The organism is Sphaerisporangium album (genome assembly GCF_003323745.1).
Taxonomy (GTDB): domain Bacteria; phylum Actinomycetota; class Actinomycetes; order Streptosporangiales; family Streptosporangiaceae; genus Sphaerisporangium; species Sphaerisporangium album.
The window spans coordinates 15,693-30,767 of sequence record NZ_QOIL01000001.1; the positions used below are offsets into that span (position 1 = coordinate 15,693).

Annotated in this window: 10 protein-coding genes; 3 read left to right on the plus strand and 7 right to left on the minus strand. The window is 68.1% G+C overall.

Going from position 1 to position 15,075, the window contains the following annotated elements; translation table 11 throughout:
• Positions 1-6: 6 nt before the first annotated feature.
• Positions 7-4,218 carry an Ig-like domain-containing protein gene (locus tag DQ384_RS00070; RefSeq protein ID WP_114026566.1) on the minus strand — a complete coding sequence of 1,404 codons (4,212 nt, stop codon included), beginning with the start codon at positions 4,216-4,218 and terminating at the stop codon, positions 7-9.
• Positions 4,219-4,827: 609 nt separating this feature from the next.
• Between DQ384_RS00070 and rpe the strand changes: the two genes are divergently transcribed.
• The gene (gene rpe / locus DQ384_RS00075; protein WP_114026567.1) at positions 4,828-5,496 is read left to right on the plus strand and encodes a ribulose-phosphate 3-epimerase; all 669 of its coding nucleotides are present in this window, start codon (positions 4,828-4,830) and stop codon (positions 5,494-5,496) included.
• A 266-nt stretch (positions 5,497-5,762) separates the two neighbouring features.
• Here the strand turns inward: rpe and DQ384_RS00080 are convergent, their stop codons facing one another.
• The gene (locus DQ384_RS00080; RefSeq protein ID WP_181870941.1) at positions 5,763-6,836 is read right to left on the minus strand and encodes a hypothetical protein; all 1,074 of its coding nucleotides are present in this window, start codon (positions 6,834-6,836) and stop codon (positions 5,763-5,765) included.
• 271 nt (positions 6,837-7,107) lie between these two features.
• On the opposite strand from DQ384_RS00080, the gene DQ384_RS00085 reads away from it, so the two are divergent.
• Positions 7,108-7,929 (plus strand): sugar nucleotide-binding protein, encoded by an 822-nt coding sequence (locus tag DQ384_RS00085; RefSeq protein ID WP_114026569.1) that lies wholly within the window; start codon positions 7,108-7,110, stop codon positions 7,927-7,929.
• A 74-nt stretch (positions 7,930-8,003) separates the two neighbouring features.
• Here the strand turns inward: DQ384_RS00085 and DQ384_RS43505 are convergent, their stop codons facing one another.
• The 5 genes from DQ384_RS43505 to DQ384_RS00105 form a co-directional block, all read right to left on the minus strand.
• Positions 8,004-8,138 carry a hypothetical protein gene (locus DQ384_RS43505; protein WP_281273976.1) on the minus strand — a complete coding sequence of 45 codons (135 nt, stop codon included), beginning with the start codon at positions 8,136-8,138 and terminating at the stop codon, positions 8,004-8,006.
• 149 nt (positions 8,139-8,287) lie between these two features.
• Complete coding sequence (locus tag DQ384_RS00090; protein WP_114026570.1) at positions 8,288-9,673, minus strand: glycoside hydrolase family 5 protein; 1,386 nt, start codon at positions 9,671-9,673, stop codon at positions 8,288-8,290.
• Between the two features lie 60 nt (positions 9,674-9,733).
• Entirely contained in the window at positions 9,734-10,531 is a 798-nt protein-coding gene (locus tag DQ384_RS00095) for a carbohydrate ABC transporter permease (RefSeq protein ID WP_220182702.1), read from the minus strand.
• The gene (locus DQ384_RS00100; protein WP_114026572.1) at positions 10,515-11,465 is read right to left on the minus strand and encodes a carbohydrate ABC transporter permease; all 951 of its coding nucleotides are present in this window, start codon (positions 11,463-11,465) and stop codon (positions 10,515-10,517) included. The genes DQ384_RS00095 and DQ384_RS00100 overlap by 17 nt, the downstream gene beginning before the upstream one ends.
• Positions 11,466-11,508: 43 nt before the next feature.
• Complete coding sequence (locus DQ384_RS00105) at positions 11,509-12,885, minus strand: ABC transporter substrate-binding protein (RefSeq protein ID WP_114026573.1); 1,377 nt, start codon at positions 12,883-12,885, stop codon at positions 11,509-11,511.
• A 605-nt stretch (positions 12,886-13,490) separates the two neighbouring features.
• Between DQ384_RS00105 and DQ384_RS00110 the strand changes: the two genes are divergently transcribed.
• The gene (locus DQ384_RS00110) at positions 13,491-14,585 is read left to right on the plus strand and encodes a LacI family DNA-binding transcriptional regulator (protein ID WP_245966152.1); all 1,095 of its coding nucleotides are present in this window, start codon (positions 13,491-13,493) and stop codon (positions 14,583-14,585) included.
• Positions 14,586-15,075 lie beyond the last annotated feature (490 nt).

The following is a 15,075-nucleotide window of genomic DNA, read 5'->3' on the forward strand; positions in this document are numbered from 1 at the left end:
GAGAGGTCAGCTCATCGTCCTGACCAGGAACTCGTTGTTGTTGCCGACTCTGTTGCGCGAATAGAAGATGCGGAGCCAGTACAGTCCGTGCTTGTTGTTGTGCAGCGCCAGCACGGGGCGGACGGAGTAATGACCGGCGGCCTTCCAGGCGCCCTGCTGGGTGCTGGCGAACGGGAATTCATCACATTCCAGTCCCGCATCGGTGTAGTGCTGCGTCCCTCGGTGCTGGGGGTTCATCTCCCAGTAGTACCGGTCGCATTCGCCCTTGGTCAGGATGCCGTCGATCCTCCTCTCCCAGGAGAACACCTTGCGGTTCTCGTCCCTCCATGCCTTGTCGGTGGTGCGCTTCAGCGGCAGTCCCTCCACCGTGCCCCGGGGTTTGTCGGCATTGCCGGGAATGGTCTTTTTCTGGCGGTTCCCTGCCGCGTCCAGGAGGTACGGCCAGGTGTCCTTGTTCCTGAGTGGATCCAGGGCCGTCGCGATGTGGTCGATCACTTGGTCCATGGGTTTCCCGGCGGCGGCCGCCTTGCTCTTCGACATCTCAAAGACCGGGGTGGCCTCACGGAACACGCAGGCGCCGGTGTGCACGCCGTAAGTGCTGTCGCTCGCCGCCGCCACCCTGCCCCCCGAGGCGCTGTCCGTGCTGTCGAGCTTGCCAAAGGTCAGTTCGTCACAGCGGACGGTGGGAGCGAAGTAGTGACGGCTTCCGCCGCACACCCGCGCCGTCCCGACCACCTTGCCGGCGTCGAGGCCGAGGTCGTCGAAGCAGCCGGTGTTCCATAGCGGGATGGCGGCCTCGTCCCAGGTCTCGTCGTCCACCTCGTCGCCGAACTCGTCCCACTCGTTCAGGGTGTTGTAGAGCCGGGGACGCATGGTGCAGGTGTTGACGCGGTCGCCGTCGAGACTGTCGGAGACGAACCGGAAGGTGTCGTCGCCGTCGGCCTTGAACTTGGCGATGGTGTCGCGGAAGGTCCAGATGTTCTCGGCGTACTGCTGCCAGCCCTTCGCCCTCATCTCGGCGAGTGTGGCGGGGGTCAGCCTGCAGGTGGAGCCGCTCTCGCCGTCGGAACTGATCACCAGGCCGATGCGGTAGTCGTCGAGGTCCGCGGCCGGGATCACATCGTCGTCGTCGTAGGCCACGATGTTCCCCAGGCGGGTGAACAGCGAGACGGTCTGCGGGGTGACCCCGCTCCCGTCCACCACGGCCGAGCCGTCGGCGGTCCCGAGGTAGGTGTGGTATACCGTCGTCGCCTCGACCACGTAACCGTCCTCGACTTGAGGCCGGTAGTTGTCGCCCTGCTTGACGTACTCCCCGACGCCGATGAACTTGCTCCAGCAGGAGCTGTACCGGTTGACCACCGACCAGCCGAAGCTGGCGTACGGCGTTCCTCCGTTCCTCCGCGCCGCCGTGCACTGTTCGAGGGTGATGTGCTTGTAGTCGAAGCCGGACGCCGCGGCGGCGGCCGACCGCGCGGTCCGCGCCGTGGGCTTGGCCCGGCCGCGACCGTCCGGGCTTCGCAGCGAAGAGGGGCCGTGCGCCCGTGTCTTGTTCGTCCCGGCGCCGGCCCGCGTGGCGGCGAGCCCCGCCGCCGGGACGAGTGTCACCTCATCGAAGTGGATCGTGGCCGCGCCCGAGACGTAGATGACGGCGTGGACGGCCGTCGTCGGCGCGCTCACGGCGGCCGACACCCGCTGCCACACCCCCAGGTTCTGCTGGATGGCGAAGGGGGCGTACCCGAGGTAGTCGTAGCTCTCGTCGTACCACTCGATGCCGAACTCGAAGCCCTCGACGGAGGTGGCGACGGGGTAGAACCAGCCCGACAAGTGGTAGGCGGTGCCCGGGGAGACCTCGACTTCCTCGGCGGCGGCCCCCCACGTCCCCTCCAGCGGGACGAACCTGGCCGAGGCGATCCCCTCGTGCGCCCGCGTGGTCGATCGGGTGAGCTCGTCCTCGAGGTAGTAGGAGTACCAGGGGTCGATCTCGGTTTCGAAGTACGGGTTGGGGTTCACCGGCTGAGCCGCGGCAGGGACCGTGGTGAATGTCCACGTGTGCGGAGTCTGGACGTTGCCAGCCGCGTCGGCGGCCGCGCTGACCGTCACGGTGTAGGTGACGCCGCCCGTGAGCGGTGCCGACGGAGTGAAGGCGGCGGTGCTCCCGTTCGTGGCGACGGTGCCCGCGACGCTCGCGCCCTGGCCGTTCGCGACGGCGATCCGTACGCCGGTCACCGGCTCGCTGAAGGTGACCGTCACCACCGTGTCCGCGGGGACGCCCGTCGCGTTCGCCTGCGGCGAGGTCGCGACGACGGCCGGAGGCGTGGTGTCGACGGTCGGCGTCGGGGTGGGCGTGGGAGGCGGATCGGAGGTCGTCGACGTGGTGAACGACCACGAATGGGGGGTCATGACGTTGTCCCACAGGTCGATGCCGCCGCCGACGGTCGCGGTGTAGGCGACGCCGGTGCGCAGGGGCTCGGCGGGGGTGAAGGTGAGCGTCGTGCCGCCGTACTCGGGCTCGTCGGCGGCGCCGGCCACCACACCGCCGTCGGGGTCGGTCACGGTGACCACCGCACCCCGGACCGTCTCGCTGAACGTCACGGTGACGGCGGTGCCCACGTGCACGCCGGTGGCGCCGTCGGCCGGGGCCGTTCCGGTGACGATAGGCAGGGTGCCGTCTCCGATGTCCGGGTCGAGGGGCGGCGCGTCGGTCTCTCCTTCCAGGGGAAGGAGTTGGTCCATGCTCGTGTCGGACCGCGTGTACCGCTGGTCGGCCAGCGCGTCGAGTTGCGCGGTGGTGATCGCGGTGTGCTCGGGGGTGGCCGGGAGGACCTCCTGCATGGCCACTGCCTGCTGGTAGGTCGGGAACGACGCCGGTTGCGTGTCGGACGTGAAGGCGACCCGCACCCTCTCGGATAGCTGGTACTCGATGTAGAGCACCGGGGCGATGCCGTCGGACCCGGTGTACTCGGCCGAGCGGAACTGCCGCCAGTTCGGCCCGGTGCCCTCGTTGGCCGCCCGCAACTGGAATCCGTAGTTGGGCGCGCTGCCACTGAGCCAGGACCGCACGATGGGCTCGACGGAGTAGTACAACTCGCCCGTTCCGTACAGGCCCGAGCTCGGGGAACAGTTGGCGGTGCCGTACGCGGCGGTGTTGGTCTCCTGTCCCGTGCTGGTCGCGGCGGGGCGTCCCCCCCAGGTGATGGTGGCGGGGGACCAGTCAGACGTGACGCGCCGCGCGTAGATCGCACCGACGTTCAGCCCGCACTGGTGGGACTGGTAGTTCCACATCCGCAGGTCGGCGTTGAGGATGGTCGAGTAACGCAGTTCCTTGCTGATGTTGAACTTCAGGTACGAGTGCCAGATCTCCGAAGCGTTGCTGGAGGTGCCCGCCCTCAGCCAGTTGGCCGCCGGAGCGCCGGCCGGGTACTGGACGCTGGAGACCAGCGTGTCCACCGGCACGCCCGCGCCGTACCAGATACTGGAGATCGACACTGTGACCGGGTAGGCGGTGTCCCGCGAGGCCAGGAACCCGGCATCGGGCTCCACGACCAGCGCCTGCCGGCCGTCATCCCGGACGACCTTCGCCTTCACCGTGCCGGTATGACCGAGTTCGGGACTCTGCTCGACCAAGGCGTCTTCGGCGATCATGTGAACCGGGGAGGCGGCGGGCTTGCCGTCCTTGCCGTGCAGTTGCGGCGCGCCGCCGGGGGCCGCGCCGAAGTCCATCCCCGCGGGGAGGGTGAACGGGAGCTTCACCGAGACCGGCCCCGACGGGCGCTCACGGATGACGACGCGCTGGACGTACCCGTCGGCTAGGGCACTGACCGACAGGTCGACCCCCGGAGAGATCGCGTCACGGTAGACGGCGGTGTTCCCCGAGATGGTCGGTCTGGGGAGTTTCCCGTTCAGTCCCGTCGTGACCGTACCGTGCTCGCCGTCGGCCGTCACCAGGGTCTTCGTGCCCCCCACGCTGAGCTTGAGCGGGGTTCTCACGGTCTTCGGAACCCATGCGCCGTCCTTCGCCACCAGAGCGGTGTCGATGGGGTCCCAGCCGCCGCGGCGGTTCTTCGTCTGGATCGGGGACAGTGAGATCTCGGTCTGCAGATGGGTGCCGTCCTCGCTGGCCCACACCTTGGCGTGTTCGGTGAACTTCGACGGGATCTCCACTCGCCGGCCCGTCCGCCTGGCCTCGGCCTTGGCGGCCTCGACGCCCTTGTCCACCACGACCGTCCCCCCTGGGAGAGGACGAGGGGACGACGTTGAGGGTGAGGGGGTGGGCTCATGCGCCCACGAGGGCACGGCGACGAGGCTCGTGATCACGAGGCTCGCCAGGCCCGCCGCCGCCATCTGGGCGAGGCGGGGCCACCGCCGTACGCGGGTCGGGGGGTGCGTTAAGCCTTCCAGGCCCTTCTCTGGTGCCACCGGATGGTCACTCCTGTCGTGACGTGAGCGGCCCTCACACGGAGTCACAGACCACTCATTTGTGTCATTTCGGACAAATCTATCAGTAAAGATCAACATCGAAAAGATTGACTTTGCCGGTACGGGCATATAGCGTTTTCCGCTATTTTGCGGGGTTTTGTTCGTGCCGCATCGCCCAGTGTGCGGGGTGCCGCCGGGCTATTCGGGGCGTCATTCGCGATCGTCGCCGGGGCAAAAGCGCGGTCCATTTATGGTTGCCCGAATAAGGTAATAAGTGGCAAAGCGATAAATGTTCCGGCGCGTGAGGAGTTCGCTTTCGCGGCGGCGGGCGAACCGCGGGCCGTGGCCCCAACGCCACTCGGGGTGTGCCGGGCGGTGAGGGAGGGCGGATGGGTTCTAGACTGCGGCATCATGGCCGTACAGATCTCACCCAGCATCCTCACCGCCGACTTCGCACGGCTCGCCGACGTCGCCGCCGAGGTGGGGGCCGCTGCCGACTGGCTGCATGTCGACGTCATGGACAACCACTTCGTGCCCAACCTCACGATCGGGCTGCCCGTGGTCGAGTCCCTGCTGAAGGCGACGGAGCTGCCGCTCGACTGCCACCTCATGATCGAGAACCCGGACCGCTGGGCGCCCGCGTACGCCGAGGCGGGGGCGGGCAGCGTCACGATCCACGCCGAGGCGGCCAAGGCCCCGGTCCGGACGCTGCGCGAGATCCGCAGGGCGGGGGCCCGCGCGGGGTTCGCGCTCAACCCGGGCTCGGCCGTCCAGCCGTACGAGGACCTGCTCCCCGAGATCGACATGCTGCTGGTGATGACGGTGGAGCCGGGGTTCGGCGGTCAGCCGTTCCTCGACATCATGCTTCCCAAGATCCGCAAGGCGCGTGAGCTGATCGACAAGCACGGCGGCGAGATCTGGCTCCAGGTCGACGGCGGTGTCTCGGCCAAGACCATCGAACGCTGCGCCGAGGCCGGCGCGGACGTCTTCGTCGCCGGCAACGCCGTCTACGGCTCCGACGACCCCGCCCAGGCCGTCCGCTCCCTCCGCGCCCAGGCCGAACGCGCCACCTCCACCTGACCCTGTTGGCGGGGAATGACAGCGCCCGCCTCCGTGCGTCGCGCGGAGATGTGCGTCCTGTCTCAGCTGGAACCGAGGCAGCCTCATCGATCACGAGGCATCTTGTGGCTGTTGATGCATCCTGGCGATTCCACGCGGCTCGGTGAGCTGGTCCACCGAGCATGAGGTGGCTGCGACGTACCTGACCCGATCAGGAGGGACCGCAGACATCCCATCTGCCTAACCTGTCACGTCATGTCCGACTGGTTGCTTCTGCAGGGCCCTCCTCAGGGAAGGTTGCGGAAGACGCCTGAAGCTTTGCCGATCACTCCGGTGGCCAGGAGCGGGCCGCCGGGGACGGCCGACAGCGAGGTCAGTTCACCGCCGGACGGAACCCTGGTCCAGTGGCCGGAGGGGGCACGGTGGGCGAGGGCGGAGTCGTCACCGTTGATGTCGGTGGAGCCGAGAAACCAGTGGCCGCCCCTGCCGTCGGGGACGGGTGGGAGGTCACGGACCATGCGTCCGGCCTTCGCGGAGGTGTCCTCGCTGCGCCAGCCGGAACCGGTCTGGGAGAGCAGGAACGACGACGCCCCGATCTCCCCCGTGATCCAGATGCCGGCCGGGTCGGCGGTGATGGCGGTCAGCCGAGGACCGGGCTCGGGCGGGAAATCGTCCGACGGGGGCGGAGCCTTGGGCAGCGCCGCGGTCAAGTCGACTCGGGTCCAGACCTTGCCGTCGAAGTGGTGCACCCAGGGGGATTCGCCGTCGAGGGCCCAGATGTCGGAGGCGGAGCGGGCGCTGACTCGGAAGGCGGAAAAGGAGACGCTCTGTTCCGACCAGGTGGCGCCGTTGTAGTGCCAGGCCTTGTAGTCGCCCAAGACCCACACGTCGTTGTCAGCGGTGACGGCGAGGCACGTACCGGGCAGCTTCTGGGCGATCGCCCAGGTGTGTCCGTCCCAGCGCAGGACGGAGGTGCCGCTCTCGTCGCCGGCCAGTGCCCACACGTTGGAGGAGGCGGACGCGGCGACCGAACCGATGTTGCCGCGTTTCACTGGGAAGTCGCTTTTCGTCCAGCGGTCGCCGTCCCAGTGGAAGACCGTGGGGCGGTGCGGGCCGTCGACCACCGGCAGCCAGGCGCCGATGCCGAGGATGTCCCAGCCGACGGCCCAGGCGTCGTGCTCGCCGGTGGCGATGACCTGTCCATAGGTGACCGACGGCTGGGCGGCCACCAGTTTCCAGCGGTCGTTGCCGACGTCCCGAGGGGCCGTCAACCAGAGCCAGAGGCCAGGGGCGGCTGCGACCGCCGCGACGGCGGCTGCCCACCCGAGCCACCGCCCGGTGGTGGCCGGCTTCAAGAACATGATCGAAGCGTATAAAGGCCGCCAGAGCGGCGCATGAGTACTCGTACTCACCTGGATGACCGTAGGGCCGAGAGCGATGTTGCGCTGCCGGCCCGAGGCGCGCAGGCGGGCGTGCAGTCGCTGGGCGGTGAGCTTGGCGGCTGCGGTGGAGGCATCTTGGAGCTGTGATGGATCCTGGCGATGACACGCGGCTCGGCGAGCTGGTCCGAGTTGTGCCCGAACACAGGGAGATGGACGCGGATGCGTTGCGAGAGGCGGGGTGTGATCGGGCATGAGATTCCTCATCGTCGGTGGCAGTGGTTTTCTGGGCGGCGAACTCGCTCGGCAGTGTTCGGTGGCCGAGCATGAGGTGGCTGCGACCTACCTGACCCGATCAGGAGAGACCTCAGGTGTCGAGTGGTTGCCGCTCGATGTGCGCCGGCGAGAGGACGTCGACGCGCTGATCGGCACGTTTCGGCCAGAGGTGGTCATCAACGCCGCGTACCGGCAGACGGATTGGGCGACCACGGCGACTGGAGCTGTGAACGTGGCTCTCGCCGCCGCTGCGGCAGGTGGGCGCCTGGTCCACGTGTCCAGCGACGCGGTCTTCTCCGGTGCCGCGATTCGCTATGACGAGACGTGCGTCCCTGACCCGATCACCCCGTACGGTGCGGCCAAGGCCGCTGCCGAGACGGCGGTGAACGCGATCGCGCCGACCGCGGTGATAGCCCGGACCTCCCTGATCGTCGGTGATGGCGGTGACTCTGCGCACGAGGCGCTGGTGCGTTCACTGGCCACCGGCAGGGCGAGAGGAATGCTGTTCACCGACGAGGTGCGATGTCCCGTGCATGTCTTCGATCTCGCCGCGGCGCTCCTCGAACTCGCCGCGTCCGAGTATCACGGCGTCCACCATGTTGCTGGAACCGATGCGGTGAGCCGATACGAGCTGGGGCGGCTCATCGCCCGGCGTGATGGACTCGACGCGGACCGGCTGCCATCAGGTCGGAGGGCGGACACCAACGTGCCCCGCCCGATGGATGTGCGCTTGGAGTCGGCGATGACCCAGCGGCGGCTTCGGACCAGGTTGCGTGGCGCGCGGCAGTTTCTCGGGTGAGGTTCACCCGATCGCGACCTTCTCGCCTTGCGACGCCACGGCGCCCTCCTCGTCCCGGCCGCGACGCCACTGGCTCATGGCCGTGCCTGGGACGGGGAACGGATCGAGGCGCAGGTGGTTGCGCGGGCGGGTTCGGTGAGGTGGAACCAGACGCTGGTGTTGCCGGTCGTGCGCTGGAATCCCCAGCGGGCCGCGAGGGCGTCCACCATCGCGAGGCCTCGGCCCGAAATCCTATTTCGAGCAGGCATCCCGGCGTCGGCCGGGATGCCTTCCTCGGAGTTCCGTCCGGCATCCAGGTGGTCCGAATTCGGACGCCCGCCGGTGCGCCCGGTCACGTCAGGGCGGGGGCCGGGTGGCCTCAGCCGTTGCGCAGTTGCTCGACGAGGGTCGTCCGGACATCGCAGTTGCGGAGCGCGAACGAGTCGGCCAGGGCGATCAGCTCGTCGTCGCTCAGCCCGCGGAACAGCTTGGCGTACTCGTAGGCCAGGGGCTGGGCGACCGCGAGGTTCAGGATGAGCGTGCGGACCCAGTCGAAACGGCCCCACGGGTACGGATCGAAGTCGGGGAACTCACGCGCGATCATGTCCTGGAACGGCTTGGTCACCTCGATGATCCCGTTCCCGTCGCTGCCCCAGTTGTCGGCGCCCAGGCGGTTCTTCTTCGCCACGAAGTCCCCGAAGCGCTTCAGGTACGGGGAGTCGGGCCTCACCATGGCCACACCCTGCCGTCCGAGATCCTTGTACATCCAGCTCGACCAGCTCACCCCGTCGCGGCGGTAGATCTCGAGCTGGTCCTCGAGGACCTGCCGGCGCATGGCGTCCCTGCGCTCGTCGCCGGTGTAGATCGGCGCGAACTCTCCCACCCAGACCGGCGTCCCGGTCCGGCGGCTGTACTCGGTGCGCTTGAGGTACTTCTCCTCCAGCGCCGCCTTGTCCCAGTACTTGCCGTCGGTGACTCCGGGGTAGTCGCCGCCGTTGCCCATGCCCGGGGCGGCGTAGTCGTGGCAGACGTAGACGGTGTTGTCCCACTCCTTGTCGAAGACGTCGAACTCGGTCGAGTAGGTGTTGCCGTCGAGGAACAGGATGTGGCGGTCGTCGATCGCGCGGATGGCGTCGACCAGGCGGGTGTAGAAGGGCCCGACGACCTTGCGCGACTCGTCCGCGGGCTCGTTGATCGGGTTGTAGCCCGCCACCCAGGGGTTGTCCTTGTAGTGCTCGGCGATGCGCTCCCAGATCGCCACCACGCGGTCCTGGAAGTGGGGGTGGTCGAAGAACGCCGGCCGGTGGGTCGGGTTGTCGGAGTGCCAGTGATGGTTCTGGGACCCCGGCAGCGCGTGAAGGTCGACGACCGAGTAGATCCCATGCCGCGCGCACGCCTCGATGGCCCGGTCGAGGTGGCGGAAGCCGTCCTCCTTGAACTCGAACGGCCTGGCGTCGTCCTCGAAGTGGCGGTAGTTGACGGGGAACCGCACGCAGTTCATGCCCATGCCGGCCAGCAGCTTCGCGTCGTCCTCGTCGAAGAACGCGGTCAGCAGCCGCTCGAAGAACAACTCGTACTTCTCCTCGCCCAAGACCTCGCGGACCGTGTCGCGCATCAGTGACTCGTTGCCGGAGTAGCCGGTGATGAAGTTCTCCATGTTCAGCCAGCCACCCACGGCGACGCCCCGGAGGCGTACGACGGTGCCCGTCTGGTCGACGAATTCGCGGCCTGCCGTGCGGAGGAAGGCCGTGTTGTTCGACGTCATGTGCTTTGTTCCTCAAATCTGGAAAGCGCGGTGGATCATGGGGTGGTCTCGGGTGTAGGGCTACTTCAGCGCGCCGGCCGCCAGGCCCCTCTCGAAGAGGCGCTGCAGGCACAGGTAGGCCACGATCTCGGGGATCGCGGTGATGACCGCGCTGGCCAGGACCTTGGTCTGGTCGTTGCTGAACTGGCTGACGAAGAACTGCGGCAGCAGCGTGATCGTCTGCTTGGCCGGGTCCTGGATGAGCACCAGCGGCAGCAGGTAGTCGTTCCAGGAACCGATCAGCGTCAGGACGACGATCGCCGCCGCGATGGGGCGTGTCATCGGCACGACGATGTAGCGGAACGCCATGAAGATGTTGGCGCCGTCGACCCGCGCCGCGTCGAAGAGCGAGTCGGGGACGCCGTCGACGAACTTGCGGGCCAGCAGGACGGCGAAGGGGATCTGCAGCGCGGCCAGCGGCAACACCACCGCCCAGTACGTGTCGTACACGCCGAGGCTGAGGGTCGTCGCGAACAGCGGGGTGAGCAGCACGACCTCGGGCAGCGTGAGGGCGGCAAGGATCATCCAGAAATAGATCTCCTTGCCGCGGATGTGCAGCTTGGAGAACCCGAAGGCGGCGAACATGGTGAGGACGTAGACGATCAGGATGGTCGAGGCGGAGACGATGACGCTGTTCCTGAAGAACGTCCCTACGGCGCCGACGGCGAAGACGGCCTGGTAGTTGCCGACTCCCTCACCCGCAAGCGATCCCTGGACCATGACCACCAGCGGGAACAGGTAGGGGATGATCATCAGGGTCACGAGGATCTGAAGCAGCAGCTTGGTCGACAGCCGGCGCGCCTCAAACACTGGATTCACCGTCCTTACGGTTGGCGCGGGCCGCGACGGTGATCGCGCCGAGCAACGCCAGGATGAGCAGCAGGATCGACAGGGCCGCCCCGTAGCCGACGTGGGCCGACGGGATGCTGATCCGGTAGATGTAGGTCCCGAGGAACTCGGTGCTGTAGTTCGGGCCGCCGATGGTCACCAGATACGGAACGTCGAAGGTCTTCAGCGCACCGATCACGCCCAGCATCGCCAGGGCCACCGTCGTGCCCCGCACGCCGGGCCAGACGATGTTCATCAGGACGCGGAGGTTGCTCGCCCCGTCGGTGCGGGCGGCCTCGAGCGTCTCGGGGTCGATCTGCCCCATCGCGGCGTAGTAGAGGACGAACGTGAGGCCGGTGAACTGCCAGACCGTGATGAACATGACCACCGGCATCGCGGTGGCCGACTGGGCCAGCCAGGGCTGGGACAGGAAGCCGAGACCGATGTGGTCCAGAGCCCAGTTCAGCTGGCCGTCCGCGGCGAACATCTGCCGGAACACCGGCGCCATGGTCGCCGGCGCGAGCACCACCGGCGTGAAGACGAGCACCTTGTAGACGGCGCCGAGCCGCACCTTCGAGTGCAGCAGCGCCGCGAACACGAACCCGATGGCGGTCTGCACGGTGAACGTCACGATGAAGAAGACCACCGTGTGCCAGATGGCCCTCCAGAAGATGGGGTCCTGGATGATCGCCGTGTAGTTGGCGGCCCCGACCGACGTGGGAGTCGGGCTGGTGCCGTCCCAGTCGAGCGTCGAGAGGTAGCCGGTCTCGACGATGCAGTAATAGATCAGTCCGACGACGAAGACGAACGCCGGCAAGATCCACGGCAGGCCCGAGGGCCTCCCGCCCCTGTTTCTGGGGTTGCCCGGAACAGGGGCGGGCGATGGACGGCGCGCCTCGATCTTCGGCGAGGTTGTGGAAGTCATGGATCTCCCTGCGCGGGTGGGATGAGACGGGCCGTCAGCGGCTCTACTTCAGCTTCTCGGCGGCGCTCTGCAGGGTCGCGGCGGCCTGCTCGGGCGTGGCCTGCCCCGCCGCCACCGTGGTCGACGCCACGCCGATGGCGGTCTGCAGGTCGGCGCTCACCGTCGCGAGGCGCGGCTCGGCCGACTTGCCCGCGTCGCTGATCAGCTTCTCCAGCGCCGGCTGCTGCGCCGTCGGGTTGACCAGCTTGATCGAGGTCCAGTCCGGCTGAACGCTGGTCAGGGCCGGGATGTCGTTGAGGATGTCGCCGACCGCCTGCTGTCCCGCCTGCGACGTTCCGAGCCAGGTCGCGAAGGTGGTGGCGGCGGCGATGGACTTGGACTTCTTGTTCACGGCCAGGCCGAAGTCCGCATCACCGTAGAGCGACCCGACATTGCCGGTGCCGGCCACGTCGGGGAACGCGATCGGCAACTGGGTGAACGGCTTGGGGTTCGCGACGCCCGCGCCGGAGATGGCGGCCGTGCTGCCCTCCACGGTGGAGTACTGCATGTACCAGGTGCCCATCATGACCATCGCGGCCTTGCCCGACATGAAGTCGTTGTTGGCGTCCGGGTACTGCTGCACGCCCAGTGCCCCATCCTGCATGATCTTGTCGTCGAACAGCTTCTTCCAGATGGTCAGCGCCTGGACGATCGTCGGGTCGGTCCACGGGACCTTCTTGTCCAGGGCCCGCGCCCACACGCCCGGCTCGATGTTGTTGCTGATCGCCTGCAGGGTGTCCTCGTTGAAGGCCGTCTGGGCGGCGCCCTGCACGAAGCACTTGACGCCGTGGGTCTTGAAGGCCGCGCAGACGCTCTTCCACTCGTCGTAGGTGGCCGGCGGCTTCAGGCCGTACTTGTCGAACAGGTCCTGGTTGACCCAGACCGATCCGGCGTAGTTGGAGCCGACCGACAGCGCGGCGAGCTTGCCGTCCTTGGTAAGGCTGGACACCCCGATCGGGGCCAGCTTGGACTTCCAGTCCGCGCCGAGCGACTTCTCGACGGCGGGGGTGAGGTCGATGGCGTTCACGCCGTAGATGTCGACGGAACCGTTGGCGGCCCCCGGCGCGACGTCGAAGACGTCCGGGCCGACCGACGAGGCCAGGGCGGGGCGGATCGCCGCGTCGTAGCCGTCGATGGTCAGCTTCTTGTAGGTGACCTTGATGTTCGGATAGGCCTTGTTGAACGCCTTGATGTACGCCTCGGCGGGGGCCGCGTCAGGCGTCCACCCCCACCAGGTGATGGTGCCCGAGTCGGCAGAGCCCTTGTCCGTGGTCTCGGTCGTGGCTCCGCCGGCGCATCCGGCGAGCGCCAGCACCGCGGCCGTGAACACGGCTGCGGCTCCGGGGAGACGGCGCTTCCAGATTCGCGAGGATCCCAGCATGTGATCTCTCCTTGCACGTGACTCGCACGCACTGGTCGTGTCGACGCCGCGCGTCCTCCGCTGAAGGGGGACGACCGCGACGGTCCGTGCTCACGCAAGAGCACGGGGTCCGCTCGCACGTGGCGACGAGGTCGGCACGGGGCGCGGAAAGGAACGTGCGTCCTCCTGCGGCCGGGGTTGCCGATCGTCGAAAGTTGCACGGTTGCGGAAACCGAAAGTTTCGGAAAGTCTTCTGGTGAGAGAGAAACACCGGGTCGGCGACAGTGTCAATAACCACGGCCGAATTTGTTTCCGTTCAGTTACGTTGGAGGTGTCCCGCGGCCGCCGGCGGGAGTGCCCGCCTCTGGAGGGGACGGTCACATCGAGATCGTCGGTGTGACGTCCCGCAGGTCATTGCCGGGCCCCTGCACGGCGTAGACGGTCCAGGACGCCGTGCGGGCCGGTGCCTCCGCGTGCCGACAGGCCACGTTACAGCCCAAAATCGGACAATTCGGTATTAATGCCGTGAGCAGCCTACCCGCCGCAGGCGCCAGCGAGCCCGCTACCAGCGGTGCTACCGTTGTAGAAACTTTCGACAACACTGACTCAGCGCGTGAAGAGGTGTCGTGGCGACCGAGCAGCGGACGAGGACGCAGAAGCGGGCGGCGGGGGCTCCCCGGGGTGCCGACGCCGACCGGGTGACCATCGCGATGGTCGCGCGGGCGGCGGGCGTGTCCGCCCCGACGGTGAGCAAGGTGCTCAACGGCCGGGAAGCCGTCGGCCCCGAGACCCGCCGCCGGGTCCAGGACGCCTTGGTCTCGACGGGCTACCAGCGCAGGGCCAGATCCGACGCGGGCAAGGTCGGCGTGGTCGACTTCGTGATCACCGAGCTGGACACGGCCTGGGCCTGTGAGCTGCTGAGAGGTGCGGAGCAGGAGGCCTACCGGCTGGGCGCGAGCCTCATCCTGACCGTGACCCACGATCGGCAGGCTCAGCCGCGCGAGTGGCTCAAGACGCTGGCCTCCCGGCCGACCGACGGCGTGGTCCTCGTGGTCACCAACACCCGGCAGGTGTCCCCGGAGAAGCTGCGCCCGATCGACACCCCCTTCGTCGTCATCGACCAGGTCGGCGGGTACGACCGCGACGTCCCGACCATCGGCGCCACCAACTGGGCGGGCGGTTTCGCCGCCACAGAACATCTCGCCGAGCTGGGCCATCGCCGCATCGGCGTGATCACGGGGCCCGAGGACGTCCGGTGCAGTCTCGAGCGCCTGGACGGGTACCGCGCCGCTCTCGGGCGCGCGGGGCTGCCGCTGGACGAGAGCCTGGTGCGACAGGGTGACTTCTACTCCGAGGGCGGCAGGCGGGCCGCCGCCGAGCTGCTCGACCTGCCCGAACCGCCCACGGCGATCTTCGCAGGCTCCGACCAGCAGGCGGCCGGGGTGTACGACGCGGCCCGCGCCAGGGGCCTGCGCATTCCCGAGGACCTCAGCGTCGTCGGGTTCGACGACACCGAGGTGTGCGAGTGGATGTGGCCGCGGCTGACCACCATCAGGCAGCCGCTCGCACAGATGGCCGTGCTGGCCATCCGCAACGTGCTCGAGACGACGCATTCCCCCGGTGAGCAGCCGTTACGTCTCGAACTGTCGACCAGCCTGGTGGTCAGGCAGAGCACCGCGCCGTACCAGCCTGCGGCCCGGAGCTCACGCGCCCGGGGCTGACACGCCGGCGCCGGCGGGCGGCCGGCAGGCCCGCGCGGCGTCGCGGACGTCGACGTGGCCCCACTCCCGGATGGTGTCGTCCCGGCGGAAGAGATTCCCGCGGGCCGAGTGGGGCGAAAGTTTATAGAAAGTTTCCTGCGGCACTCCGCCCTGGCCGGTGTCGGCCGCAGGCGTCCCCCCTCCAGCGTGGTCGCGAGCCGTGGCCACGGGGGAACGGCCGCGATCCACCGCACTGATCATGCCGCTCGCCAGGGAGAACGCTTCGCCTTCTCGGCGACCGAGGGCGTTCGCCCGGACTCGGACGCGCCTGCGACAGCCGGAGCCGCGGAACGGGAATGATCAGCACTTCGGTCTCCTGACAAGCAAAGATGTCGCTATGTCAGCTTTTCGACCCTTGACGTTCCTCGACACACCGTTCTACGTTGTCGCTGCGGACCTTAAGTTTCAAATACTTTCCGAAAGTTTTCGGCGCCCTATCTCGCGCATCCCC

What these genes read in the sequence shown, in the direction of transcription:
- rpe (WP_114026567.1), top strand. Translation starts at nt 4,828, where the DNA reads ATGGCCGTACAGATCTCACCCAGCATCCTCACCGCCGACTTCGCACGG.
- DQ384_RS00080 (WP_181870941.1), bottom strand. Translation starts at nt 6,836, where the DNA reads ATGTTCTTGAAGCCGGCCACCACCGGGCGGTGGCTCGGGTGGGCAGCC.
- DQ384_RS00085 (WP_114026569.1), top strand. Translation starts at nt 7,108, where the DNA reads ATGAGATTCCTCATCGTCGGTGGCAGTGGTTTTCTGGGCGGCGAACTC.
- DQ384_RS43505 (WP_281273976.1), bottom strand. Translation starts at nt 8,138, where the DNA reads ATGGTGGACGCCCTCGCGGCCCGCTGGGGATTCCAGCGCACGACCGGC.
- DQ384_RS00090 (WP_114026570.1), bottom strand. Translation starts at nt 9,673, where the DNA reads ATGACGTCGAACAACACGGCCTTCCTCCGCACGGCAGGCCGCGAATTC.
- DQ384_RS00100 (WP_114026572.1), bottom strand. Translation starts at nt 11,465, where the DNA reads ATGACTTCCACAACCTCGCCGAAGATCGAGGCGCGCCGTCCATCGCCC.
- DQ384_RS00105 (WP_114026573.1), bottom strand. Translation starts at nt 12,885, where the DNA reads ATGCTGGGATCCTCGCGAATCTGGAAGCGCCGTCTCCCCGGAGCCGCA.